The 23,971-nt window shown below is 44.8% G+C and carries 25 protein-coding genes and 1 riboswitch; of the genes, 8 read left to right on the top strand and 17 right to left on the bottom strand.

Annotated features, from left to right (window positions below):
* The 3 genes from COT43_00555 to COT43_00545 all read left to right on the top strand — a co-directional run.
* The coding region (locus COT43_00555) for a hypothetical protein (GenBank protein PIS31031.1) at positions 1-250 on the top strand (250 nt) is incomplete at its 5' end.
* 51 nt (positions 251-301) lie between these two features.
* Positions 302-661, top strand: coding sequence for a hypothetical protein (locus COT43_00550; GenBank protein ID PIS31030.1), 360 nt, complete (start codon positions 302-304; stop codon positions 659-661).
* On the top strand, positions 645-1,193 hold the full coding sequence (locus COT43_00545) for a hypothetical protein (protein ID PIS31029.1): 549 nt from the start codon (positions 645-647) through the stop codon (positions 1,191-1,193). The genes COT43_00550 and COT43_00545 overlap by 17 nt, the downstream gene beginning before the upstream one ends.
* A 358-nt stretch (positions 1,194-1,551) precedes the next feature.
* Here the strand turns inward: COT43_00545 and COT43_00540 are convergent, their stop codons facing one another.
* From COT43_00540 to COT43_00530, 3 genes are all read right to left on the bottom strand, one after another.
* Entirely contained in the window at positions 1,552-2,883 is a 1,332-nt protein-coding gene (locus COT43_00540; protein ID PIS31028.1) for a hypothetical protein, read from the bottom strand.
* Positions 2,880-4,946 carry a hypothetical protein gene (locus COT43_00535; GenBank protein PIS31027.1) on the bottom strand — a complete coding sequence of 689 codons (2,067 nt, stop codon included), beginning with the start codon at positions 4,944-4,946 and terminating at the stop codon, positions 2,880-2,882. Before COT43_00535 ends, COT43_00540 begins: the two co-directional genes overlap by 4 nt.
* 30 nt (positions 4,947-4,976) lie before the next feature.
* Positions 4,977-5,173: riboswitch (cobalamin riboswitch) on the bottom strand.
* 179 nt (positions 5,174-5,352) lie between these two features.
* A complete protein-coding gene (locus tag COT43_00530; GenBank protein PIS31026.1) occupies positions 5,353-5,907 on the bottom strand; it encodes a hypothetical protein in 555 nt (184 codons plus the stop codon).
* 150 nt (positions 5,908-6,057) lie between these two features.
* Between COT43_00530 and COT43_00525 the strand changes: the two genes are divergently transcribed.
* The gene (locus COT43_00525; protein ID PIS31025.1) at positions 6,058-7,932 is read left to right on the top strand and encodes a bifunctional homocysteine S-methyltransferase/methylenetetrahydrofolate reductase; all 1,875 of its coding nucleotides are present in this window, start codon (positions 6,058-6,060) and stop codon (positions 7,930-7,932) included.
* A 110-nt stretch (positions 7,933-8,042) separates the two neighbouring features.
* Here COT43_00525 and COT43_00520 read toward each other — a convergent pair whose 3' ends face one another.
* Positions 8,043-8,630, bottom strand: coding sequence for a phosphatase PAP2 family protein (locus COT43_00520; GenBank protein ID PIS31024.1), 588 nt, complete (start codon positions 8,628-8,630; stop codon positions 8,043-8,045).
* A gap of 139 nt (positions 8,631-8,769) precedes the next feature.
* Between COT43_00520 and COT43_00515 the strand changes: the two genes are divergently transcribed.
* The 3 genes from COT43_00515 (at position 8,770) to COT43_00505 (ending at position 10,477) form a co-directional block, all read left to right on the top strand.
* Positions 8,770-9,117 carry an aspartate 1-decarboxylase gene (locus COT43_00515; protein PIS31032.1) on the top strand — a complete coding sequence of 116 codons (348 nt, stop codon included), beginning with the start codon at positions 8,770-8,772 and terminating at the stop codon, positions 9,115-9,117.
* 236 nt (positions 9,118-9,353) lie between these two features.
* A complete protein-coding gene (locus COT43_00510; protein PIS31023.1) occupies positions 9,354-10,112 on the top strand; it encodes a hypothetical protein in 759 nt (252 codons plus the stop codon).
* Complete coding sequence (locus COT43_00505; protein PIS31022.1) at positions 10,109-10,477, top strand: hypothetical protein; 369 nt, start codon at positions 10,109-10,111, stop codon at positions 10,475-10,477. The genes COT43_00510 and COT43_00505 overlap by 4 nt, the downstream gene beginning before the upstream one ends.
* A 15-nt stretch (positions 10,478-10,492) precedes the next feature.
* Here the strand turns inward: COT43_00505 and COT43_00500 are convergent, their stop codons facing one another.
* From COT43_00500 to COT43_00475, 6 genes are read right to left on the bottom strand one after another with little or no spacing between them, the layout of a single operon-like run.
* Positions 10,493-11,821 carry a hypothetical protein gene (locus tag COT43_00500; GenBank protein PIS31021.1) on the bottom strand — a complete coding sequence of 443 codons (1,329 nt, stop codon included), beginning with the start codon at positions 11,819-11,821 and terminating at the stop codon, positions 10,493-10,495.
* On the bottom strand, positions 11,763-12,563 hold the full coding sequence (locus tag COT43_00495) for a hypothetical protein (GenBank protein ID PIS31020.1): 801 nt from the start codon (positions 12,561-12,563) through the stop codon (positions 11,763-11,765). The genes COT43_00500 and COT43_00495 overlap by 59 nt, the downstream gene beginning before the upstream one ends.
* Before the next feature lie 39 nt (positions 12,564-12,602).
* Positions 12,603-13,748 carry a hypothetical protein gene (locus tag COT43_00490; GenBank protein PIS31019.1) on the bottom strand — a complete coding sequence of 382 codons (1,146 nt, stop codon included), beginning with the start codon at positions 13,746-13,748 and terminating at the stop codon, positions 12,603-12,605.
* Positions 13,745-14,791: a hypothetical protein gene (locus COT43_00485; GenBank protein ID PIS31018.1), complete on the bottom strand. Its 1,047-nt coding sequence runs from the start codon at positions 14,789-14,791 to the stop codon at positions 13,745-13,747. The genes COT43_00490 and COT43_00485 overlap by 4 nt, the downstream gene beginning before the upstream one ends.
* Entirely contained in the window at positions 14,775-15,437 is a 663-nt protein-coding gene (locus COT43_00480) for a GlcNAc-PI de-N-acetylase (protein ID PIS31017.1), read from the bottom strand. Before COT43_00480 ends, COT43_00485 begins: the two co-directional genes overlap by 17 nt.
* Positions 15,421-16,134 (bottom strand): hypothetical protein, encoded by a 714-nt coding sequence (locus COT43_00475; protein ID PIS31016.1) that lies wholly within the window; start codon positions 16,132-16,134, stop codon positions 15,421-15,423. Before COT43_00475 ends, COT43_00480 begins: the two co-directional genes overlap by 17 nt.
* Before the next feature lie 74 nt (positions 16,135-16,208).
* Between COT43_00475 and COT43_00470 the strand changes: the two genes are divergently transcribed.
* Complete coding sequence (locus COT43_00470) at positions 16,209-16,394, top strand: hypothetical protein (GenBank protein ID PIS31015.1); 186 nt, start codon at positions 16,209-16,211, stop codon at positions 16,392-16,394.
* A 5-nt stretch (positions 16,395-16,399) separates the two neighbouring features.
* Here the strand turns inward: COT43_00470 and COT43_00465 are convergent, their stop codons facing one another.
* The 7 genes from COT43_00465 to COT43_00435 all read right to left on the bottom strand — a co-directional run bounded on the left by COT43_00465 (position 16,400) and on the right by COT43_00435 (position 23,905).
* Positions 16,400-17,929 (bottom strand): hypothetical protein, encoded by a 1,530-nt coding sequence (locus COT43_00465; protein PIS31014.1) that lies wholly within the window; start codon positions 17,927-17,929, stop codon positions 16,400-16,402.
* Positions 17,913-19,088 carry a hypothetical protein gene (locus COT43_00460; GenBank protein PIS31013.1) on the bottom strand — a complete coding sequence of 392 codons (1,176 nt, stop codon included), beginning with the start codon at positions 19,086-19,088 and terminating at the stop codon, positions 17,913-17,915. Before COT43_00460 ends, COT43_00465 begins: the two co-directional genes overlap by 17 nt.
* Entirely contained in the window at positions 19,069-20,262 is a 1,194-nt protein-coding gene (locus COT43_00455; protein PIS31012.1) for a hypothetical protein, read from the bottom strand. Before COT43_00455 ends, COT43_00460 begins: the two co-directional genes overlap by 20 nt.
* A 142-nt stretch (positions 20,263-20,404) precedes the next feature.
* Positions 20,405-21,034: a hypothetical protein gene (locus COT43_00450; GenBank protein PIS31011.1), complete on the bottom strand. Its 630-nt coding sequence runs from the start codon at positions 21,032-21,034 to the stop codon at positions 20,405-20,407.
* 354 nt (positions 21,035-21,388) lie between these two features.
* The gene (locus tag COT43_00445; protein PIS31010.1) at positions 21,389-22,567 is read right to left on the bottom strand and encodes a hypothetical protein; all 1,179 of its coding nucleotides are present in this window, start codon (positions 22,565-22,567) and stop codon (positions 21,389-21,391) included.
* The gene (locus tag COT43_00440) at positions 22,557-23,516 is read right to left on the bottom strand and encodes a hypothetical protein (protein ID PIS31009.1); all 960 of its coding nucleotides are present in this window, start codon (positions 23,514-23,516) and stop codon (positions 22,557-22,559) included. Before COT43_00440 ends, COT43_00445 begins: the two co-directional genes overlap by 11 nt.
* The gene (locus COT43_00435) at positions 23,507-23,905 is read right to left on the bottom strand and encodes a hypothetical protein (protein PIS31008.1); all 399 of its coding nucleotides are present in this window, start codon (positions 23,903-23,905) and stop codon (positions 23,507-23,509) included. The genes COT43_00440 and COT43_00435 overlap by 10 nt, the downstream gene beginning before the upstream one ends.
* Between the last annotated feature and the right edge of the window lie 66 nt (positions 23,906-23,971).

Here is a 23,971-nt window from a genome sequence, read left to right as displayed (position 1 = left end):
GACTTATGACGACGGTTATTTGCACGTTGTCACGATTGGTGAAACGGGAAAATTTCGGACGCTCGGAATGATTCCGTCGCTCTATTCCGGAACGATTTTGAAAAAACCGCAGGCGGAATACCAAACCGTTCATGAAGTGAGGATGGAAATCGACGGTCAGCCTGTCATCATCGAAGCTGACGGCGAAATGATCGGCTATCCGCCGGTCAGGTATTCGCTTTTGCCGAAGTGCGTTCGCCTGCGGATTTGAATTAACGATGAAATTAATGAATAGTAATATTAAACGAAGGGGAAACGAATCATGAAAATTCTTGTAGTCTATAATCCTCAGGCCGCGCATCGACGCGCTGAAAAGATCTTGCCGGAAGTCGAAGCATTTTTCAGTGAGATCGGCATCGACACCGAATTCCGGATCACGACGCATAAAGGAAACGGAACGGAAATCGTCCGGGACGCGGACTTCACACAATATGACGGGATCGTCGCGGCGGGCGGCGACGGCACGTTGTTCGAATTCGTCAACGGTTATTTCCGGAATACGTCCCAGAAGCGCATTCCGCTGGGAATTTCTACCGATTGGCACAGGCAACGCCGTCTATCGCGATCTCAATCCCGATGTTGTGGATTGGAAGGAAGCGATTCGTGTGATCGCTCTGAATAAACCGCGGAAGGTCGATGTCGGCCGGATTCTCACGCAAGGCGAATATTTCTACTTTCTCAATATTGTCGGTTTGGGATTCGTCGCCGATGTGAATGCCGTCGCCCAGAAACTCAAAGTATTCGGGAATGTGTCTTATACTCTAGGCGTTCTGCAACAGACGATCTTTCTGAAATCCACGCCGATGCGGATCGAACTCGACGGACAGATACTTGAACGTGACGCGATCTTCGTTGAGATTTCCAATACGCGATGGACGTCGAACTTCCTCATGGCGCCAAAGGCGGAGATCGACGATGGCAAACTCGACGTGACGATCACCAACAAACTCGGCAGAATCCGCCTGCTGAAATGTTTCCCGAAGATTTTTACCGGCGAGCATATTCACCTCAAAGAGATCGAGTCAATTCAGGCTAAACACATCCGGATTGAAACAGACGTTCCGAAGGTCTTGACACCGGACGGCGAAATGTTCGGTGCGACGCCGATCGAAGTGGATTGCCTGCATCAGGCGTTGGAAGTGTTCTGGAAATAGCGGGAGCGTTAGAGAGAAAAACCACAGAGGTCGCAGAAAGTTTTCAATCCTCGTCTCAATGCTCTGTGTTGAGACGCTTATAGACTTCGCACTATTTCTGTTTCGTGATGTCCTCAGACCTAATGAAAAAACCTTAATCTCTTATTTGGCTTAAAGGGAAAAAATAGCTGCTATTTTGCCAGAACTTCCTATTATCACGGTTTGAATTATATTTTCGATTATACCGACATCCTCACAAATTGTAAGAACAGAAGCATCGAACTGAGCCTGATCTATAAACTGTAGTTGCTAATAAAAAAAGCGCACGCACCGGTTGATCGGGGCGTGCGCTGATAAGCCCGTTTGGGTAAAGAGTAGTTTATTTCATAAACATCATTTTCCTGATCTGTGCTGTGTCCTGAACTTTCATCTGAGTTAAGTACATTCCGGTCGGAACGATTAATCCGTTCATATCGCGGCCGTCCCAGCCAATGGAATGATACCCGCTCGTGAATCTTTCGCCGCCCAGCTCGGCGACTAATTCGCCGGTCAGATTATAGATTGACAATTGCACGGTATTCTCATTCTTCAGGTAGAACGTCAAAATCGTTCGGTTGTTGAATGGATTGGGATAATTCGGCAGAAGTCTGAATTCACCCGGTTGATTCGCGTTGGTAAGTTCGTTTTCTATAGCGTTAGTGCTGGAATAGAAAGCGAATGAGCCGGGGCAGACGCCGACGGTAAGAGTATTAATTAAATTGCCGAGCGTGTCCAGAATGACGACCTGATCCGGAGCGGTATAATCGCTCAGGCCAAGAAAAAGATAGGTGCCGTTAAAAGCCATCGAATAGATGCCGGAATAATTGCCGATGCTCTTCGCGCTGTCGATCCCCAGCGTGTCGGTCAGAGGCGCCACGCCGCCGTTGTATGTTCGGTAAACTTTATTGTTAATTAGGGCAATGTCTTCGCAGAAGTTTGTGGCGCCACCATGCACTTTTGTGAGTACTTGTCCGGTTTGGAGATCGATTCGCGAGGTTCCTGTGTAAGAATTCCAGGAAGTGTCATAATAAGTGCTGAGAACGTAAAGCTTGTTATCATTCAGCAGTAATTGATTCGGGCCGGGAATGACGGTGAAAGTGTCAACCGGCTGATATTTGGCGGCCGTGGAATCGAGGATGATGACTTTATCGGAAGATGACCAATCCGAATTCATAGCGATTGATACATATAATTTGCCATGATTGGCAAGAATGTTTTCGGGCAGGCCGTTGATCGCGACTGTATCATCGATTTCGTAAGTGTCCAGATTTAATGCCAAAATTCCTTTAATGTACCAGCAGGTGATATAGGCATGATTGTCGATGAAGGCAATGTCGCGCGGGCCGGCATGGAGCAATTTCACCGTGCGCTTGTATGCGACGCCATCAGCCAAGTCCATGACTTCCAGCGAGTTTGAGTTGTTCATAACAATATAAAGTTTATCCTGATAGACCCGCAAATTCTGGCCGACGTCGCCCAGCGGATTATCAGGAAAGTTCCAGTGAATCGGCCCGGTCAATTGATCCGTTCCTGCCAATTGCCACAACGAAGCGTTGGTCGAACTGAAATTGCCTTCGCACAGAATGTAAGTGTAATCCAGTGAGAATCCGAGTCGAAACATGACTAAAAAAGAGAATGCGATTTGTTTGATTTTCATTTTTATTCCTTTCATTTTAAACTGTATTTGATTGTTCCGGTCAGTGCGCGCCCCGGTTCGGGGTAACCCTGCATGCTTTCGAAAGATTCATTGGTCAGATTATCGATGCCGCAAACGAAAATAAAGGTTCCGAGACGGGTGTCGAGACTATATGCTAAGTTTGTATTGAAAACGACGTATTTGGACAACAAAACATTCTCCGGCCAGTTGTACATGGCAATCCTTGAGCCGACATATTCGGCTGTCGTTCGGGAGACGAAGGGCCCGAATTTGATATTAAGGCCGGTGCCGTACGAACGGCGCGGTGTATAGCGCAGGGCTTTGCCGTAGTTGTCGCCTTCCGTGAGGTTTTGGGATTGATTGAAGGCGCCCTGCAGGAATCCATCGACCGGCCAAAGCGGCAGAGACCAGTTCAGTACTACTTTCCAGCCTTGTCGGATAGCGTGCGAGATATTCGATGGTTGCCAATAAGATTGCACGGGCGTCCATTGGATCAGGTTCTTATCCTTTTTATAATAACCGTCGAAAAGGAGGTTGATATGCCGACCGAATTGAAGTGCAAGGTCGATCTCGTATTTGATTGTTTCGTCCGGTTTCAAATTTGGATTGCCGCCCGGTTGCCAATAGAGATCGTTGAATGTGGGATAAGCGTAATAATGTCCGTAACTGCCGGAGAATGACCGTAAGAATTTCTTCCCATTATAGCTCAAGCGGGTTCCCCAGGTCGTTTTCTGATACAAATCCGGTGAGTAATCGAATTTGATCCAGGGACGCAGTTCGTATTTTGTGAAGAAATCCCATGGAATGGCCAAAACGTTCGTAAACGTCAGACGCGAATGATTTCCAGCATCTTTGCTCCGGAGATGATCGGATTTCAGGTCGGAGGTATAGTCGAAACTGAGAATCCGGAAATTGCGGCTGGTGTTGAAGATTACCTGATCGGTCGTAACGATATGCCGACTATTGATCGCAATTGTAGGATTAACGTATTTTTCCAGCGAATAACGGTGCATTATCTGAAAATAAGAGTGGCCGTTCGCATTCGTCCAGCCGGCTTTCAGTCCCAATAATCCGAGCGCATCCCGGCGATAAGCATCGGGAGAAGGATTCCAGACCAATCCGGCCACCCCGCGTTTCTGTTCTGAATAAAATGCCATCAGGCGCAGAAAAGCCCGCGATTTAAAGATATAACCGGCCTGCCAGTTGAAATATCGTTGTAAGAATTGATTGTTTTCACGTTTAAAACTATCATCGCGCCAGGTAACCCGGTAATCGCCACGATAAGAATTGTAGCCCAGCAGGAGGTTGCTGTTCCAGTTGGCTTTACGGAGGTCGAGATTAGCATTCAGACCGGTTTTTCCATAACTGCCAGCCGCGCAGGAGATTCCGGTTTTTCCAGAAGCTGGTTCGATATTGATTAAACCTTCGGAGTTCTCAAAACTATTGCTTCCCGATTGATCGGGCGAGTAGAGAATATTGGCCACGAAAGCGGGAGGGAGTTGCGAAAGATCGATCTGACCGTTTTGGGCGCTGGTTACGTCAAATCCGGCGATAATGACCTTGGTATGTGTCGCCGGTGAACCATCGATACTCAGAGTGCTGACGCCGGTCGGCCCGCCGTAGGATTTTAAATATAAACCGGGAATATTGGTCAACAGGCGCCGGTGTTCGACCGCTCCCAGATCGGCAGTGCGTTCGATTTGTCGCAGAGTGATGTCCTTGCGCTTTACGGAAAATTTTCGACCTGAAACTGTAACCGAATCCAATTTAACCGGCGCAAAAGGGAGAACGACCGAGATCGGCAAACGAGAATCGTTTAGAATAATCGACCTCGGCTGATAACCAAGTCGGGTAAAAACCAGCGAATCGCCGCACTGAAAATTATCTGGTAAAATAAATTCACCGCGCTCGTTACTGACAATCCAGTGATCGCGGGTTTGGTTGTAGATAAAGACATAGACGACCGACTGTCCGTTAATATCACAAATTGAGCCGGCGAACCTTTCGAAAGCAAAAGCCGCTAAGGGTAGAAGCCCAAGCGCAATGATTTTATTTAGATGAAAAATTGATCGACACACCCGCCTAACCCTTGATAACCCGCGTACTTCAGATTGGCCAGAGCGAACACCAGGTATCCTGACTCTCGCATCAACCGTTACCCTGCGCCTTCCAGATTGAATGATCCGTGGCTTTTGCAGGAACGTCCGCGATTACAGTAGCGGGGCTGTGCCCGATTTTCACGAGCTTCCCTATCGTGTTTCTCTGCTTAAAATGCCTCTATACCGACATTTTAAATCCAATTAAAAAGAACAGAGTGAAATTATTTTTTACCCGGCAATTATGCAACATAAAAGTTGAATAGTGCGTAAAATATTCTTTTATCCGACGAGAACGAGAATATTCAAATCAGGCGATCAAGCGATTCCAGAGTGAAAGCGCCTTCTAGATGCAAGTGCAATTCGACTTTCGGCATTGATCTGAAAATTATTTTCTGCCCCGTTTATTTTTCAGCCGGTCTTTTTTCAGAATGCCCATGACCCAGAAATCGCAGTATTCGCCGTGATGATACATTGCCTGCCGGAGAACGCCCTCTTTGATATAGCCGATTTTTTGATAGATTTTTATTGCGGCTGTATTTCCTGCGAAAACATGAAGCTGGATGCGATTAATGTTGAGCGTCTCAAATGCATAATCGACCATCATTTGTGAAGCCTCTGTGCCAGCACCTTTGCCCCAGAATTCCGGATCAAGGATGGCGATATAAAAAACAGTGGCACTACTGATATAATCGACCCGAACAAAAGCTGTTTGACCAATAGGTTGGTCGGTTATTTTATCGACAATTGTAAATAGGATCGTTTCTTTGGAAGCCAACTGTTGCCGTAGTTTCTCACGTTCTTTTTCGATGTCCATCGGCAGAGCGAGGAACAATGTTTCCCGGACGGCGGGACAATTTTCGCCCACCGAAATAAACTCGGCGTCTTCGAGAGTTGCCGGGCGAAGGTAGCATTTATTCCCGATTAAAAATGGATTGACCATGTATTTATTATCCTTTCAATTTGTCAAAACTCTGAATCAATTTACAAACTGCTGACAGGAGTTTCTATGAAATAAAGTTGAAATTATTCATAAGGAAACATTAATTTCGTTTAGTTTTAAGATGGAAAACAAACTGAAAATGGAGAATCAATGAGTCGAGTAAAATTTCTCGATTTTCTGCGGGACAATATTGTTTTGTTCGACGGCGCGATGGGAACTTCTATATATGCGCGGGGAATTTATATCAATCGTTGTTATGATGAACTTAATTTAAGTAAGCCGGATTTAGTGAAGGAAATTCATCTGGGTTACGTTCAAGCGGGAGCCGATGTTATCGAAACGAATACTTTCGGAGCGAATCGATTTAAACTAAGCGCTTATGGGTATAACGAGGAACTTTACGCCATCAACTTCCGCGGCGCGCATATCGCCCGTGAAGTTGCCGGAGAAAATCTGTGGATCGCCGGTTCTGTTGGACCTTTGGGTATTCGGATCGAGCCATGGGGACCGACATCAGAAGGCGAAGCGGAGGAGGCGTTCGGAGACCAGATTAAAGCGCTTGCCGATGGCGGCGTTGATCTAATCATTTTGGAAACATTTTCAGATTTGAATGAAATTCATCAGGCGATCAAGGCCGTGCGCAGAGTCTGTTCTTTGCCGGTTATCGCACAGATGACAATCGATGAAAACGGAAATACAAGTTATGGAACGCCGATCGAACAAGTTGCTCAGCAATTAACAAAATTCGAACCGGATATAGTCGGACTGAATTGCGGTGTGGGCCCACACATGATGCTATCTTCTTTGGAGCGCATGATTCCTATGACCGATTTGCCGATTTCCATTCAACCCAATGCCGGTTTTCCGAAAAAAATTGAGAATAGGGCAATTTATCTGTCATCGGCAGAATACATGGCAGAATACGCACGTCGATTTATTCAGGCTGGCGCCAAAATAGTTGGCGGTTGTTGCGGAACGACACCGGAATACATCCAAGCGATGCGAAGCGCAATTCAATCGCTGATTCCTGGTCGGAAGGGACACCGTATCGATATCAAACCGGCCACGATTCCAGGTGTAAATCCTGTTCCAATCGAGCAAAAATCTAAATTTGCCACAAAATTAGCGAGCCGGGAATTTGTAACCAGCGTCGAACTCGTCCCGCCGCGAGGAATTGAGGTCTCGGCGGCAATTTCCGCGACGCGAATTTTGAGAGAAGTGAAAGTCGATTCAGTTAATATTCCTGAAGGACCACGCGCTCTTTCCCGAATGGGCGCGACCTATTTGTCGAAGATTATTCTGGATGAAGTGGGAATCGAACCGATCGTTCATTATACTTGTCGCGATCGTAATCTTCTCGGGATTATTTCAGACTTGCTGGGAATTCACGCGTTGGGATTGCGGAATTTGCTTCTTATTACTGGCGATCCGCCCAAAATGGGCGACCTACCCAATGCAACTGCGGTTTTTGACATTGACTCCATCGGTTTGGTGAATGTTGTTAATCGGTTGAATCATGGCATTGATCTCGGCGGAAATCCGATTGGCAGACCAACGGAGTATTTAATTGGTGTTGGCGTTAATCCGGGAGCAATCGATCTGGATAACGAGTTGCGCCGGTTCGAGTGGAAGGTGAAAGCTGGAGCGGAATTTGCAATTACCCAGCCGGTATTTGATGTCGATATATTGTTCAGTTTTTTGGAGAGAATCCGACCGTTCGGGATTCCGATCGTTGCGGGTATCTGGCCTTTGGTCAGCCTTCGGAATGCTGAATTTATGAATAATGAAATTCCCGGGACTCATGTTCCGGATGAAATATTAAAACGCATGGCTTCCGCACAAACGCGCGAATCAGCGTTAAATACTGGCTTGGAGATTGCCCGCGAGACGATTCAACAAATTTTTCCCTCCGTTAATGGAGTTCAGATTTCAATGCCGTTTGGGAAAATCGACACCGTGTTGAAGGTTTTGGATATCCTTCCGGCGCTGAAATCGGTTAACAACTCCATAACTGACGTAAAATAACGAAGAAAAACAATCCTGCAATGAGCATAATGAGCGCTGACTTACCTCCTTGTGAAAGCCATGTTCTTCTCTTTTTCTTGTGCTGATTAATTCCCATAACTTTATCCAATTTATTTGGTTGCATAATCTATCAATGAAAAAAATGTTCGCCCTTTTTTTTCTTCTCGATTTCTGATAAATGTCCAGACGCCGATCCAGAATACGGCGAATAAAACACCCAACAGGAGTCCCGCCAGAACATCCAGCGGAAAATGAACGCCGACGTAAACGCGAGAAAAAGCGATGACAAGCGCAAAGGTCAGAAAAGCATAGCGATATTTACGGAAAAAGAAAGAAAGAACAAACATACCCGCAGAGACATTCGCTGCATGGTTCGACGGAAAACCATATTTTCCGCCTTTTTTTACTAGTAAATGAATGTTATCGAGCGAACGAGAAGGTCGGATTCTTTTAAAAGTGGGCTTTAAAATACGCGCGCAGATGACATCTGATGTTGAAACTGCCAGAATTGAAATAATGATAGCAATTCGGACTTTTTTGTTACCGAAAATAAGCAAAATGATGGCAAGAATTACGAAGGTGGAAAAAAGAAAGACGATATTGGTCAGAATTGGCATAATCCAGTCAAAAAACGGATTAGCAATTTTGACATTGAGAAAGTAAAATAAGGCTGTATCTATTCGAAGGATCGCTTCCATGCTTTGTTAGTGCTTTTTCTCCAATTCAGTAACCATCGTTTGAAACTTAGTAAAATTGGATGAAAATACAAGGGAATTGATTCATAGGCGGATTATGAGTAAATTTTATCGATTTTTGATTAAGAATGAGAGGAAATTAATGAACATTCAGATGTTGAAATCTAAGATACACCGCGCGACTGTCACGGAAACGCGTTTGAATTACGAAGGAAGCATTACAATTGACCATGAATTGATCGCCGCCGCTCATCTGCACATTAATGAAAGAGTACAGATACTGAATATCAACAACGGATCCCGCTTTGATACTTATGTCATTGAAGGAACAGCCGGGAAGCGGGAAATTTGTCTGAACGGCGCCGCCGCGCGTTTAGCGCAACCAGGTGATCTGATCATTATACTTTCCTATGCAATTGTCGATGAAAAAGAGTTGAAAAACTGGAAACCGGTATTTGTTTACGTCGATGCCGGGAATAACCCCGTTTAAATTCTTAATTCGACGAATATTCTGTTTTATTCCGTCAAAACATATATTTTCACTTTCTAAAAAATCCTGCCATTATTCGGGAATCCTTGATTATCTATTTAAATAGATTTATACTCAAGAGTTTGTTGAGAGACTAATGGTATTTGGCGTATAATGAACGGGGTGGATAGTCGCATAATTTGTCGGCGTAGAAAAAATCTATCTGAGAAAAAACTAAAGGTTACCTTAAAATTTTCTTGTTTCTTTCTGCGGCAATAGCGCTTTTAACGCTCGTTTTCATCGTGGATGTCACTTTTTATCGGGTTCCAACATTCATTAAGATGTACGGATTTGAACGAGAGATTGTCATCGGATTGGCGATTTTTTGCCTTTACCAGTCGATCAAGTATATATTTCTAAAGATCAGAATGACGACGAAACGCAATCTCGCTTTGTTAGGAGGTGGAATATTTGCGTTAGTTCTCTTTGTTTGTCTGTCGCAATTTTGTCTTCGAAAATATATTGTCCTATGGGATGATAATCCGTTTTTAGCCGAATTTTCATTCGTTTGGAGTCTCACTTCGACCGCATATACATTCCTTTTTCTTGCTGTGATAATATTCATTTTATTAGTTATCTGGGATTTGATTTTTCACCAACGAAATCTGTTAAGCAGAGATGGTTTTCAGATTCTTACCATCGCGATAGTCGGATTTTCTGTTATTTTTAATTTGTTCGAGAATCGTTATTCTTTCAAGCCGATTGTTATTTTTACGCAAGAAATGACTTATTATCTTTGGTTTCTGATTTTGGTCGTCGGAAGTATTTCGGTGGCTGTTTCATGGCAAAGATCGTGGCTCGATTTTCTTAACAGAAAGGAAAAGTATCTCGCATTTTTTATGAGTTTGGTGTTATTTTCAATACTGATCGGTTGGCAGAGTTCAAAGGTAGTCTTAATACACTTCTTCGTGTCGAGACTTCGCCTTCGGAAATTATCACGAAATCCGAACAAATGACCAATGTGAAAACAGATGGCGAGAAGACGCTTGTTAAATTGGCTGTCTGTCTGGCGCAAAAAAACCGGCGCTCTCTGGTTGTCGCCGGTTCGTATGGATATACAGTATTGCATTACCGCCCCGCCGCAAACTCGGTTCGATACTTCGAGTTAGCTGGCGGAACGGAGGAAATGAAAATTCAGTTAGATCATTCTGACCTGTTCGTATTGTTGAATGTTTGTTTTTCCCGGGATGATGTTATGAAATATTCGAACGTTTTTATCAATAAGGCTAATTTTATAGAAATTCAAAAACGCTTGTCGGATGTCATCAAGGTTAATATTCCAGATGAATCGGCCATGATGATTTTAATTCAGAGAAATTAATGAAAACGCCGGTCGTTATTCGGTGATCGGTTTGGTGATATAAATCAGTGGTTCCGTCTCCAGATTGATACGAAGCGGAGTTTTTAGTTTTCTGCCTTCGTTATCTTCGAGGACTTCGACGACGGGGCGTACGGGACGCAGTGAGTTGACGGAAACCACGCGGGCGATTTCATCCGTGCTTAGTTTTACCAAACTACCTATTGGATACATCGAAACGCCATTGACGAGTGCGCGGATGATTTTCGGACTGAATTGTTTGGCTTTACTTTCGATGATTTTTTGGATTGCATTGTATGTGATGAATCCATCGCGGTATGTTCTGCCATGGACGAGCGCCTCAAAAACGTCAGCAACGCCGATGATTTTAGCGTATTCGGAAATTTCGTTGGACTGTAAACCTTGAGGATAGCCGGAGCCGTCTTCGCGTTCCTGCTCTTGATAGACGGCATTAACAATGAATGGATATTCGTCGTTTAGGTGTTTAACGATTTCGAATCCGTGGATGGGATGTTCCCGAATATGATCAAACTCCGCGTCGGTAAGTTTTCCATGTTTAAATAAAATACGGTTGGGGACTTTCACCATGCCAACGTCGTGTAATAAAGCGGCAAGTGCCAGTTGTCCTTGTTTTTCACGTGTATATTTAAGTCCGTTGCCGATTTTAAGCGCAAAAATAGCCACGTTGACGGAATGGGAAATGACCCATGTCGCGTAACGTTTTCGCTGGATTGCTTTCAGGAATAATAATTCACCGCTGGAAACCGAGTTGATCAATTCAGGAATGACCGCTTTGAGCGGTTCGACAGAAATTGGTTGATCATTTTTAATGTCTGTGACGACTTTTTCCATTATCCGATGCAAATCCATATAAAGTCTAGTCACTGTCGCCTCTTCGATTGACTCTTTCGGTAGTGCCTGTTCAGGAGCGGTTTGAATCGGTTCCGGCTTAGGTTGAACCGGCTGAATTGGTGACGGATGAGGGACAACGATAACCGGTTCCTTTTTAGGCGATATCGGCGGCAGGGGCTCAACTTGTGGAGGAACCGAAGAAGTTGTCGGCGTCGCGGATTCCGGTCTCTGTTTTGGGGCAAAAATCTGACTGGACTCCTTTGTCTTGAGATTACTCTGAATTGCATTCCGAATCGCGTCCAGACCAATTAGACCTGAGAATAACGATTCGTTTTCCTGAGTTAGTTCCGGCTTAGGTTGTGCTGGTGGTTCTTCAGATTTTGATTCTTTCTGAATGTCATCATAAGATTTCATGATGTCCCGCATCCGGACCATATTATTTACCTTCCGATTCGATGATTCCCCGAATGATATGTTCGTCGATGAGTGGAACATGTTTTCCGAACCCGACTACCAAACTGAGATCGCAGATGTTGTTGATAATTCGCGGAGTACCTTTGGTGTATTCGTAAATCTCATGAAACGCGGCTTCGGTGAAAATCGGCTCCATCCTGCCGGCGATTTTTAATCGGTAGTTGATATAAGCTTTGGTATCCGTTTCTGAAAAACGTTTCAGATGATAACGAATTGCAATACGCTGATCCAACTGGTGAATATTTTTAACCATGTCGTTTAATTCCGGCTGTCCGACCAGAAAGAGGGAGATCAGGAAACGATCGTTCAATTGAAAGTTTAAGAGAAGGCGGAGTTCCTCGAAAGTATCCACATCCGAAATGATCTGCGCTTCATCGACGATGATGATTGTATGTTTTTTGTTCCTAACGTTGTTGAATAAAAAATCGTTCAGGTCGTGAAGCATTTTGATTCGGGAAGTTGGATCGGAATTGATTTCCAGCTGATATAGAATTTCCTGAATCAATTCACTGGCGTTCCATCGCGGGTTCGTCAAATAGGCTATGCTGAACTGTCCGGACGACAGCTCTGAGACGATCGTATGCATGAGGAGGGTTTTTCCACAGCCGTATTCGCCGGTCAACAGCGCCGCACCTTTGGAACTCTGAATCGCATACAGTAAGCGCATGAGGGCTTCATCATGCTGTGCAGAATGAAAGAGGAACTTCGGATCCGGTGAATTCTCAAACGGTTTTTCTTTTAACTTCCAATATTCAGCATACATAACACACCAAAATTAATATAATTGTGGTTTGCAATGAAATCATTTTTTATCGACCTGATTTTTTTCTTGATCCGTATGAAGCATGAACGCAATGATCAGATAGAAGATGATAATGACTATGGCAAGTGAAATCAAACTGGAGGCGAAATCGCCGTGTTTCAGCAAAAGAGAAATAAGTCCCATGATGATCGTCAATAGATAAATCACAAACACTGTCTGTTTCGGTTTGATGCCCAGTTGCTGGAGCCGATGATGAAAATGGTCGTTGCCTGCATAAGCCATCAATTCGCGGAACGACCGTACCTGTTTGCGCGTGGTTCGAATAATCGTGGTCATAATCATATCCGTGATCGGGACGGCAAGCAACAGAACCGGGATGATCAAATCGACGCTTTTATCACGCCCCCAGTTACCGTAGATCGACAAAGTGGCGATAGTAAAACCAACAAACGTACTGCCGGTATCGCCTAGAAAAATCAATCCTTCATTCCGAATGCGAGAATTATAAGGGAAAAAGCCTAGTATCGAGCCAAGTAAAATGATGCTGACGACCATCAAAAAGGAATCTCCAACCGAATAAGCGATCCACGCGAAGAATCCTGAAATAATGATCCCGACACCTGCCGCTAACCCGTCCATTCCATCCAGACAATTGAATGCGTTGACGATTCCAAGAATCCATAAATAGGTCAACAAAATTTCAATGGCATTTCCGATAAATGTATTTGGCAAAAAAGTAAATGTAATTCCATACCAGATCAGGACAGTAACAGCGACAACCTGTCCGAGCATCTTGATAGTTGCCGGCAAACTCTTGATATCGTCTATGATCCCAATAAAGGCGATGATGCAAGATGCCCAAAAAAGTCCTTGAAATTCGCGCGGGGGATCAACGACTAAATTTAGTGTGATGATAAAGGTGATAAAAATAGCAATCCCGCCAGTGCGTGGCGTCAGGTGTTTGTGTGTGTGTCGTCCGCCCGGGTGGTCTGTAATGTCCATCGCCATTCCTAATTTGTACATTACAGGAATCAATCCGAAACTTATTCCAGATGAAACGAGCAGATAATAGAAAATCGAAAAGTTGTGATTGAACATCCATCGTTTCATTGAATACGGTAACAAAATCGCCGCCAAAAATGGAAGCACCAGAAGTCGAAATACCAATCTTTTACGGTCGTTCATAACTTTGCCGAAAATATAGGATTCATTTTTGAAATAACCAGAGAAATTTCTTCATCTGACATAGATGGGAAAATCGGTATGGAAACCTGATGTTCCCATGCGGATTCGGTGATTTCTAATTTTTCATGCGAACTGTAAAGATGCAGTGGCTTGAAGACGGGTTTCCGGAGTCGGATGTTGTAAGTTTCCGCCATCCGGATCGCGTCATCCGTATTAGGAGTTTGAATAATGCATCGGTAAAAATTGCTGGCGATATCCGTGAGGGTTATATTTGGGATGACGAGAGCCTTTCCAAATGCGGTCAAGTAGGTTCGGAAAATCTTTTTTCGTTTTTCGGTTAATAAAGGGAATTTATCTAATTGAGATAGAGCGATCGCCGCTGTCAGATCCGTCATCTTAGCATTGAAGCGTGGCGTCAATGTCTCCTGTTCGTCGTATTCCCGAAGCGAGCGAATTTTTTCGGCGAGTTTCAAATTGTCTGTCAAAACAATGCCGCCTTCACCCGCGCCAATTGGTTTGGTTGCGTAAAATGATGAGATCGTGATATCGCCGAAAGAGCCGACGGGCTGGTTAAGAATTTTACCGCCAATTCCCTGAGCGATATCTTCTATGATCGGTACGCCTAAATTGGTTGCTTCGTCGATTCTTCCCGGTTGCCCGAACATGTGCGGGAAAATAACCGCCTTGGTTTTTATGGAGATTTTTTTACGAATTTCTTCTGGATCGAGGTTGTAAGAAACTTTTTCAATTTCGCAGAAAACTGGCGTTGCGCCAATGGCACGTACAGCATGCCATAGCGCCGAACAGGTATAACTGGGAATAATTACTTCATCGCCAACGCCAATTTTCATAACTAACAGCGACATTGTAAGTGCCGTTGTTCCTGATGAGACGGCAACCGCGTGACGCCGGTTTGTCAATTCTGCGAACCGATGTTCGAGAGCGGTAACCACTTCGCCCTGCGCCAGATGACCTGATCGGATAACGGATGCCGCGGCGGCGACATCGGTTTCATCAAAACTGGGTTTATAATGCGGAATCATGAAAATCCGGTATATTGATGATGAGCCGTACGGACTCGAATGCTTCAGCAAACGGGACGCGCGCCTGAACGCCGCGGAAGTGAGCCGCCGATCGTGCGACTTCCAAAATTGACATGTTCAAAATATTCGTTCGGTTGACCTGCGACGCATGCGCATTCAACATCTGAATTTTCAAGTCGAAAAATTTCTGTCCGATGTCCACATAAAGATGCGGCTGAAAATTCTGGGTCGTAGGCGTTTCGTAGAACAGAACGTTTGGAATATAGCGTGTAGCAGAAATGGTAATTGCCGCAATATGCCGATGATCCTGATGTGTGTCATCGTGATAATTGATGAAAATCAAGTCAGGTTGAATTTTATGGATAACGCCTTCTATAAGATTGATGGATATTTGGTCGATGTTAATCTGTGTGTCGGAAAAATCGCCCCAGAAAATTTCTCTAGATTTCATGATGGATTTAGAGACTTCTTGTTCCTGACGACGCATTGCCGAGTCTCCGCCTGCCGCGCCATCCGTGGCGATAAATAAATATACATCATGGCCAAGGTGTGCGTATTTTGCCAACGTACCGCCGCAACCGATTTCGATATCATCGGGATGCGCGCCGATTGCCAGAATGCGCAATTTCCTATTCAGATTCAGCATTTTGAATGCCTCCTTTAAAAATTTTTTGACTGTCGGAACCCATAAAAAACAACAAGTCCAGAAATGAAAGATGGCTGACAAACCGATCGCCGAACTGCGGGTAAACAGGATGATTGAACTTCTGGAAGATCAGTCGAATGCCTGTATCGGAAAAATGTGCCGGTACAAGATAATTGTGTCCACCTTCTCCAGAAAGATAGGTTTCACAAGAGAGAAGCCGGGTCGTCAGGATCAGCCTGTCATCTGGCGTAATATCCGGATATTTAGCCAGTTCTTCGATCTCCGACGCAATGCGCGTCGGTGTTTCGATGCCGAGTTTCTCCATTCCCCACAGAACTGTCCGAATATTGAAATCGGACAAATATGTCCAGTCCGTTTCATAGAGCGATTGAATTTCGGGGAAATATTTCTTAAAAAAAGGGGCTTTTGCGTAATTAGTTTGTAGTGCTTGTAGATGTTTATGCCGCCATCTTTCCGTTGAATTTATTACGATCTCACGAATGTCCTGTCCGAAGCGATGAAGCACCGGAACGGTGAGCCATTGCCAACCGTCTTTTGAAAGAATTTTGTTCCGATTTTGCCATTCATTTTTCTTGAATTGGACATTATCCAGGAAAACGAAAATATTCGACTGGTGGATTTTTGCAAAATATCCAAGCCAAGGAAACGTCTGCGGTTGGTGGATCGAACAAATCATACTATTTTCTTGACTATCGTTTTGCTATGAATTACCTTCTAAACGAACATTTGAAATTTACTAAGGGAGTAAAAATGACAACCATCATCAGAACTAGCATTATTCTCGGAATCATTTCGATCATTATGGGACTGGTTTCCCGCCTGACTTTGCGTCCGTTTTACGTTGAAGCGCAGGCTTATCTTCAATTCGGTCAGTTCTGCTTTTTGGCGGCAATAACATTTCTCCTCTATAAAATTGCGTTCAAAGTCAACGACTGATTCAATTATCGCTTCACAAAAATTGGGTTCGTGACCAGCGTTTGCCACTTTTCACCGAGGTAAACGCGGTAGTAGAACATCCGGTTTTTTGGCGGGTTTTCATCGACAAACCATTCGTCCAGTAAATTGAATAATTGAAATTGTTGAATGCAAACATTACCTCGGAAAAGAAAAACGGTCTGCGGTGATTTTGAATTTTCCAGAGATTTCATGCGAATGTGCAGAACCACGGGGGGGTGCGATAAAGGAAGCGTTTCGCCGATGAAAGCGTTTTTCCCTGTCCGCATGTCGTAAGCCGAAAAATCGTCCAAAACGATCTTATTCCCGGTAAATCCGCGTGTTGAATACATACGTCCTGCGCGATAAGCGTCGATAACACCTTTACGACTCTTCTCCTTGGCAAAAATAAACGTGTTGGTTTCGGTCACCAGCGATAGATTGTTTGATTCTTCAAAATCGAGTTCGCCGATTCCCCAAACCGGTTTTTCCCGAAATCCGTTGCAATATTCTGTCAAAACCAAATCCCAGAGTCCGCCCGGTTTACCGATGATTTTAAATCCTTCCCAAAATATAGCAAAACCCGTGTAACCGGTCGTTTGCGATATGAGTTGCGGATAAGCTTCCGTCTCAATTACGATCTTTTGTGGAATTAAGGGGATATTGACCGTTCTCTCTTCCGTATGACTGACTTCGGGATGCGACCAAAAAATCAACCCGTTTTTATCGTTTACGTAATCGATCAGTTGCTGAAACGGACCGGCGCCTGGATTTTCATGATATTGATCATAAAGCCGAGGAAGGAACGGAAACTCACTTTTAAGATAAACACCGAAAATCACTGCAAATATCAAAGCCATCCATGAGATTCGATAGCGGTAACTCTTACGATGAACCCGAGCAATGTCCAGGGTTGTTTTTTGTCGAACGATCGAAAAGAACGAGATTAAAAAAAGGATAATCGCCAGCAGACACGTTGAGAAATACATGAAATGCGTACCGATATATTTAAACAGATGTCCGGATGGAGTTTTAAAGCCGATGCCATTGGCCAAAGAGGGGAGATTTTGATAATCCTCTACTGAGTTCATCCCAAAAACCAAAAGGTGCGTGTGCCAGTTTTCCAGCCGCAGGTTTTCATTCATCGGCGAGCCTTGCCAGTAATAAAACGGTACGGCTTCGACGCCCGGCATGATGATAACATCTCTATAAGTATTGTCGATTTGATCAATGAGGTTTAGATAGTTTTTAACGCCGAAACTTCTGACAGAATTTTCTTCGATGGAATATTTTAAAAGGTTCTGGAACGGAGCGATGCCATAACTGACTTTCATATTATCGTGATCCGTGATGATTGCAACATCCAGATCGCTTCGATCGACAATTGCGCCAAGTTCGGCGGGATCATATTCCCCGCCGCTGACTTTGGAATCAAAGTGAATGCCGGTTTTTAAGCGAATATATTTGTCGTTGGCTTGCGGGAAAAGGCAGACATTGAGCGAGAGGACGATGAGGATAATTTTAAAACGAGTTTTCATGCAATTGCTCTTTCTGTCTTAGTAATTCCTCATAAATAGCACACACTCGGTTAATATAATTAGTCAATGAATAATATTTCGCAACTTTTTTGTTTGTTAATCCGATCGATGTCCGCAAAGGTTCATCCAAAACGAGTTTTTCAATAGCGTCAGCCAAAAATTTATCGTCGTCGGAAGGAACTAAAAAACCATGGATGCCTTCCTGAACAATTTCCGGAACGCCGCCGACATTTGTGGCGATAACCGGTAAACCGGACGCCATTGCTTCGATGATAACGCGACCGAATCCTTCGTTTAGCGAAGTGAGAACGAATAGATCGCTGGCGGCGAAAATTTCCGGCAGATCGTGCCGAAAACCGAGAAATTGTGTATTGCTTAACTGCAAATCGGCGGCAAGTTTTTGGCAACCTGTTAGCGTTTCTCCGTCGCCAGCGACAACGCATCGAACTGGTATGCGCCTTTTCTGCAAAATACCGGCGGCTCTGATGAACATCGGCAGGTTCTTTACAGTCACCGCTCGACCAGCCCAGCAGACAACGATCTCATTCGATGATCGCTTTTGGGATGACGCTTGGTAAAACCGATCGATTTCGATGCCGCACGACGAAACGACAAATTTTTCCGGCTTCGCGATTCGCTCGCGAATATGATCGTTCATTCCACGCTCGGTCAGATTTAGAATTCTATCGCAACAATGTGCGGCGAGAATTTCCAGATAAACGAAAACTCGGCTCATTCGCCCGGAATAATAACCGTAAAAAATATGCCCGTGCGCTGAGTGAACGATAACTGGAACATGCGCCAGCCGGCCGGCAAATCGTCCTAAAAAACCAGCCTTGGAAGTGTTGGTATGAAGGATTTCCGGCTTAAAATGAAGAATCGCCCGGTAAATTTTGAAAAATGCGGCGACGTCCAAAATTAGATTCAACGAACGGGCTAATGACGGAATAAATGAAATTGAAAACCGGTGTTTTTTGGCGTATTCCACTGGATCAAAACTCGGTTCGACGGTTTTCCCAGAAATCAATTTGACTTGGTAACCTTTTTCGACGAGTCCGGCGGCTAATTGTAGCGTTACTTCCGCCGAGCCTCCGCGATCAAGCCGCGTGATGAGCAACAGGACTTTTCTGGTTTTTTGCTTAGACAGATTCGACGACATTCCGGATTTTTCTGATGATTGTAGGGCAAATTTGCGCGTGAGGTGGAATGAGCAACAAATGTTCAGCTAAATATGTAGCGTTGGGAAATGCGGTACTGTCGGGATTCAGTTCGGGGAAAATGTGGTGAAGCGGTTTTTCGTATAAATACGTCGTTTCGATGCCTTGCGCGAGAAGTTTATCGACGAGTGTTTTTCTTCTGTTCAGATCGTGAACGACGACAGGAAATTGATTAAAAGCGACTGCCGCGGTTTCCGGAATCGTTGGAATTGTAAAACCCTCCTTATTTCGGAAAATTGCGGCCAGAGATTCTCCATTTTCCTGGCGTCGCCGCGTGAGGACATCTGCTCGTTTCCAGAGACTTTTTCCTAAACCCGCTTGCATCGTTGTGAATTGAAAAGAGTCGAAGTGCGTGTGAAGCGTCGTGTACTTATATCGGGAAATAATAGGTGAGAGGAGAGAGTAAAAAAACGGCCGAACCGCCAAACTTAAGCCGATCATTCTCATCGTCATAATTGCTTGAGCGTGTTTCGGCAACGTCTGCAAATCTGCGACAATGTTTTCGATTGTTTCGTTAAGTTGATTTTCTTTCCAAACGATAATTCCACCGGCCATCGTCGAAATGTTCTTTCCGCGATTTAGCGAATAGAATCCAAAGGGCGCAATCGTTCCGGTATGTTTACCGTCAGTCGTCGTTCCTAAAGAAGACGCCGCATCTTCAACGACGAAGAGGTCAAGATTTTTAACGAGAGCAATAATCGGTTCGACCGCGCATGGCAAACCGAACATGTGTACCGGCATAATGGCAAGCGTTTTATCGGAAATCGCAGATGGTAACGAATTGACGTTCATGTTAAATGTGCTGGAATCAATATCGACAAGTTGCGCCTTCAAACCAGCCGCTTCGATTGGTAAAAGGAGCGACGGCGCGGTGTATGCTGGAAGGATCACTTCGTCTTGTTCGCCGGATTTGCGTAACTGTTTGTACAATTCGAACAGAACGAAAATTGCCGTTGTACCTGAGTTGACTACTGCCAGATTTTCGACATTGAGAAAATTGCAGAGAGCCGATCGAAAATCGGCGATAACTTTTTTCTGTTCGGTAAAACCCATAACACCGCGGACGGTCTCGGCAAGTGAAATCGGTGTTCCGGCTGTTGGCATTCGTCTAATCATTTAAAACTTTCCAATCTTTTAACACCAAGGCGCCAAGACACGCAGGGGATTTTCGAAATAGAAATCTTCGTGCTTTTGCGTCTTCGTTTTTATTAAACTTTTCCATTTGATATTGGAATTTTAAGATTTTCAATTTGCAATATCACTCTTTTTCCCAAGTTATTATAAAACCAAGCGAAAATAACGGAAATCGCAAACCAATAGATTTTTTTTTGGCATGTCGGATTCCCAATTTTTCCCGCAGTTCGGCGAAATCCGCCCATTTGTGTGCGTGCGTCGTTAATCTGCCACTCATCGAATTGTAAATGTAGCGGCTTTTTAAAACGGGATTGTAGGAATTGCGGTAATCAAATACGATTTTTCCGCCTTTTTTACAGATGCGTTGTAGTTCCGATAAAAGCGCCGACACGCGCGAAAACGGGTGGATGTTGATCAGCGTATTCAGACAGAAGACCGCGTCGAACGTGTTTTCCGGAAAAGGCAGATGGAAAGCGTCTCCACGGATAAATCTATCTGACGGGAGATGATTGTCCTTGAAAATGAGTTTCGCTTCGTTCAGCGCATCGCCGTCGTAATCCAGTCCGAAGAGTTGCGTCAATTGGTCGGCGCCGGCGCTCCACTCGAGGAGAAAAATGCCGTTGCCACAACCGACGTCAAGAATTTTGCCGTGCAAATCCGTGGCGATATCATGCGCCTTTGCGCGGACTTTGACGGAAATCGTCGTCTGAAACGCTTCGGGTCGGGATAGATGTTGTAGATTAAGTTCAGTCATTTTTAGGTCATCGGTTACAGGTTTCGGGTAACGGGTAACGGGTAACGGGTAACGGGTAACGGGTGACGGGTAACGGGTGACGGGTGACGGGTAACGGGTAACGGGTAACGGGTAACGGGTAACGGGTTACGGGCTTTGGTTAACGGGTTACGGGTTTTGGGTAACGGGTTATGGGTTTCGGTTAACGGGTTTCGGGTTTCGGTTAACGGGTTTCGGGTTATGCGTCGTGACAAATTTTCAATTTTCAATTTTCAACTTTTTCTACTTGTAGCTCAGGCTGACAATTAAGCGCCCAATTTGAAATCTGCAATTTGCTATTTGAAATTATCCCCTGCCAACGGCGGGGTTCAATCTTCAACTTCCAACTTTCAATTGGCTAATTTCCCTACTTATCAACGTCCAGTCGAATGATTCGACCGCGCGTTGTCGCCCAAAACGGCCGAGTTTTTCTCTTAGTTCGGGCTGGCTGATGAGTCGTTCGAGTGTTCCTTGAACGATTTCGCCGCTTGTGCCGTCCCGAAGGTTCAGGATAAAGCCCGATTGACCATCCACAACTGCGTCGGCAATGCCGCCATAGTTGCCAGCGACGACCGGCTTTCCGCAAGCGGACGCTTCAAGGAAAACGATTCCGAAACCTTCATAATCGCCGCGAAGACGATCATCATCAGCCGTTTGTCTATTCAGTAAAATAAAAATATCACAGAGTTGATAGAATTTCGGCAAATCCGCATCCGCCACATATCCGCAAAAAATGACATAATCAGTCACGCCGTTTTCGGCAGCGATCTGTTTCAGCCGGGCTTCCTCGCGACCTTTACCGACGATCAGATAGACAATCTGCGGAAATTTTTTCACCAGCGCAGGCAAAGCGCGGATGACCATATCGTGTCCTTTGCGTTCATCGAGACGAGCGACCGTAAGCAGAACAATTTTCCCTGCAAGGTTATATTTTTTTAGTAAAGCCGCGTCTTTTATTCCAATGTTAAATCGAGTCGTATCAACTCCCGGCGTCACGATCCGAAATTTCTTCGGCGAAATTCCCAGCGCCAGAAATTCGTCTCGTGTGAAATGGCTATTTGGAACAATCAGATCGGCGTTTTTTAGAATGATCCTGATAAACCGAATGAAAATTGGATTTCTGCCAAACCGAAAAGTCTCCGAACCGTAAACATAAACGACGTAAGGGACACGGAAGAGTTTTTTCATCAGCCATCCAGCGAAACCGGATGAAAGAACCTGTCCGCAATGAATGACATCGAACTGGTATTTCAGGTGTAAAATCAGAACCCAAAACGCGTACAATTTTCCCTTTAAAAGTTTGGCCGTTATAGAATCGCCGGATGGAATTCTCCGACGGATGACGTTGAGATTTGCCTCGCGGTCGAATGCTTTCCAACCGTTGTCTTTCGGGCATAAAATGTAGTGATTTTCTGTTGGGAAATATCGCCAGATTTCATAGAAATAGGTCGCGATGCCGCTGACGACTGGCGGAAAATCGTTGGGAATGACAAGCGATCTTTTTTCAGACACCATTTTCTCTCAGGAATAAATAACCGACCAAATAACCGGACAAATATAAAACCAAACTTAGAAGATAAAAAACTTTTAAGGTGAGAACAGATTTGAGCAGTCTCCAAAAATAAGAAATTGCCCGGAGCTGAACCGACCGTTTTTCCCGGACTTCTTCGCCGTGTTGCGTCGGCAATTCGACGACAAATTGCGGATAAAATTTATTGACGTATGCCGCCATTCTGCCATTGCGATAAAATTGCCGGACGAATTTTTTAAATGTCTGCGGCGGCAGGTGATGAATGAATAGCCCGGGCAGGACGACGACTTTGAATCCGGCATTGCGGATTTCCCGGCGCAGATACGGATCGAGTCCGCGCGGGATCAGTTCGTTTTCCCCGCCGACCTGCAGGAAAACTTCGCGTGGAATCATGCAACAGGGATGCTCGGCCAGATCGCTTTCGGTGATTTCATCGACTATCGACGACGTCCGGCGCGGAAGTTCTTTCATTATACGGCGGACGAACCATCCAGCATCGTCCGGTACTAAATTCGCCACGCCTGCCATGCCGACCTCCGGGTGAGTAGAAACGATCTGCACCATTTTTTCGATCAGATCGTCCGAACCTAACCGCGTGTCATCATCGAATGTCATGAGATATTTTCCGGACGCCAGCGCCGCGCCGCAATTGATGGCGCGTCCCTGTCGCGAATCGCCAATCACGATAATCATTTCGAAATTCCGGTATGTCTGCTGCGCGATTTGGTTCAGTAAATTCGGCAGGAAATCGTTCCTCGCCGCGCCGACCGTTGGAATAATGATACTAACCAACGGCTGAACGACTCCATCCGGACGGTGAATTTCGACGTGTCCTTCGGATTCGCCTTTTGGATATTTGACGAAAGGTCGGGAAATGTTGCCGGTAATGGTTTTAATTAACTGTAATCTGCTCTCTGGCATTTTTATATCCATACGATCTTGATTTGATTCTCGAGTTGTTTGAACTCCGTATCGCCGGTAACCAATTCGGCGTTCTTTTGCTGGGCCAGGGCTGCGGCGAATGAATCGGCGTATGAAATTCTGTTAGTAGCCTTTAATTCGGCCGCCAATAAGGTAATTTTTTGATCGGCGTCTATTATTTTAATTGGGTATTGTTCAAAGAGATTCCGATATAATTTAGCCTTGATTTTCCCGCTTTCCCGGAGGGCAATAAAGTACATTTCTCCCCAGTTAATGACCGAAACGTAGATTGTCGATTTTCCTGAAAGCGCATCTTTTAATATTTCACTGACCGCCTGGGATCCGACTTCATTTTCAGCGTATGCTAACAATGCGTAACTATCAAGAACATATTTTTTCATAGATCACGTTCTCGTTTTTTTTCTTCCATCAAGGCTTTAAGAAGTTTCCCTTTAGTTCCGAGAAAA

Source organism: Candidatus Marinimicrobia bacterium CG08_land_8_20_14_0_20_45_22 (genome assembly GCA_002774355.1).
Classification (GTDB): domain Bacteria; phylum Fidelibacterota; class UBA2242; order UBA2242; family UBA2242; genus 0-14-0-20-45-22.
This window is presented reverse-complemented; position numbering and strand designations above follow the sequence as displayed.

Excerpts from the sequence above, each read along its gene's own strand:
- COT43_00540 (PIS31028.1), bottom strand. The coding sequence starts at position 2,883 with ATGAAAGGAATAAAAATGAAAATCAAACAAATCGCATTCTCTTTTTTA.
- COT43_00520 (PIS31024.1), bottom strand. The coding sequence starts at position 8,630 with ATGGAAGCGATCCTTCGAATAGATACAGCCTTATTTTACTTTCTCAAT.
- COT43_00480 (PIS31017.1), bottom strand. The coding sequence starts at position 15,437 with ATGCTGAATCTGAATAGGAAATTGCGCATTCTGGCAATCGGCGCGCAT.
- COT43_00450 (PIS31011.1), bottom strand. The coding sequence starts at position 21,034 with ATGACTGAACTTAATCTACAACATCTATCCCGACCCGAAGCGTTTCAG.
- COT43_00490 (PIS31019.1), bottom strand. The coding sequence starts at position 13,748 with ATGAACGACCGTAAAAGATTGGTATTTCGACTTCTGGTGCTTCCATTT.
- COT43_00460 (PIS31013.1), bottom strand. The coding sequence starts at position 19,088 with ATGTCGTCGAATCTGTCTAAGCAAAAAACCAGAAAAGTCCTGTTGCTC.
- COT43_00530 (PIS31026.1), bottom strand. The coding sequence starts at position 5,907 with ATGGTCAATCCATTTTTAATCGGGAATAAATGCTACCTTCGCCCGGCA.
- COT43_00485 (PIS31018.1), bottom strand. The coding sequence starts at position 14,791 with ATGATTCCGCATTATAAACCCAGTTTTGATGAAACCGATGTCGCCGCC.
- COT43_00495 (PIS31020.1), bottom strand. The coding sequence starts at position 12,563 with ATGTATGCTGAATATTGGAAGTTAAAAGAAAAACCGTTTGAGAATTCA.
- COT43_00445 (PIS31010.1), bottom strand. The coding sequence starts at position 22,567 with ATGGTGTCTGAAAAAAGATCGCTTGTCATTCCCAACGATTTTCCGCCA.
- COT43_00515 (PIS31032.1), top strand. The coding sequence starts at position 8,770 with ATGAACATTCAGATGTTGAAATCTAAGATACACCGCGCGACTGTCACG.
- COT43_00505 (PIS31022.1), top strand. The coding sequence starts at position 10,109 with ATGACCAATGTGAAAACAGATGGCGAGAAGACGCTTGTTAAATTGGCT.
- COT43_00525 (PIS31025.1), top strand. The coding sequence starts at position 6,058 with ATGAGTCGAGTAAAATTTCTCGATTTTCTGCGGGACAATATTGTTTTG.
- COT43_00465 (PIS31014.1), bottom strand. The coding sequence starts at position 17,929 with ATGAAAACTCGTTTTAAAATTATCCTCATCGTCCTCTCGCTCAATGTC.
- COT43_00475 (PIS31016.1), bottom strand. The coding sequence starts at position 16,134 with ATGATTTGTTCGATCCACCAACCGCAGACGTTTCCTTGGCTTGGATAT.
- COT43_00500 (PIS31021.1), bottom strand. The coding sequence starts at position 11,821 with ATGTTCCACTCATCGACGAACATATCATTCGGGGAATCATCGAATCGG.
- COT43_00455 (PIS31012.1), bottom strand. The coding sequence starts at position 20,262 with ATGATTAGACGAATGCCAACAGCCGGAACACCGATTTCACTTGCCGAG.
- COT43_00435 (PIS31008.1), bottom strand. The coding sequence starts at position 23,905 with ATGAAAAAATATGTTCTTGATAGTTACGCATTGTTAGCATACGCTGAA.
- COT43_00550 (PIS31030.1), top strand. The coding sequence starts at position 302 with ATGAAAATTCTTGTAGTCTATAATCCTCAGGCCGCGCATCGACGCGCT.
- COT43_00440 (PIS31009.1), bottom strand. The coding sequence starts at position 23,516 with ATGGATATAAAAATGCCAGAGAGCAGATTACAGTTAATTAAAACCATT.
- COT43_00470 (PIS31015.1), top strand. The coding sequence starts at position 16,209 with ATGACAACCATCATCAGAACTAGCATTATTCTCGGAATCATTTCGATC.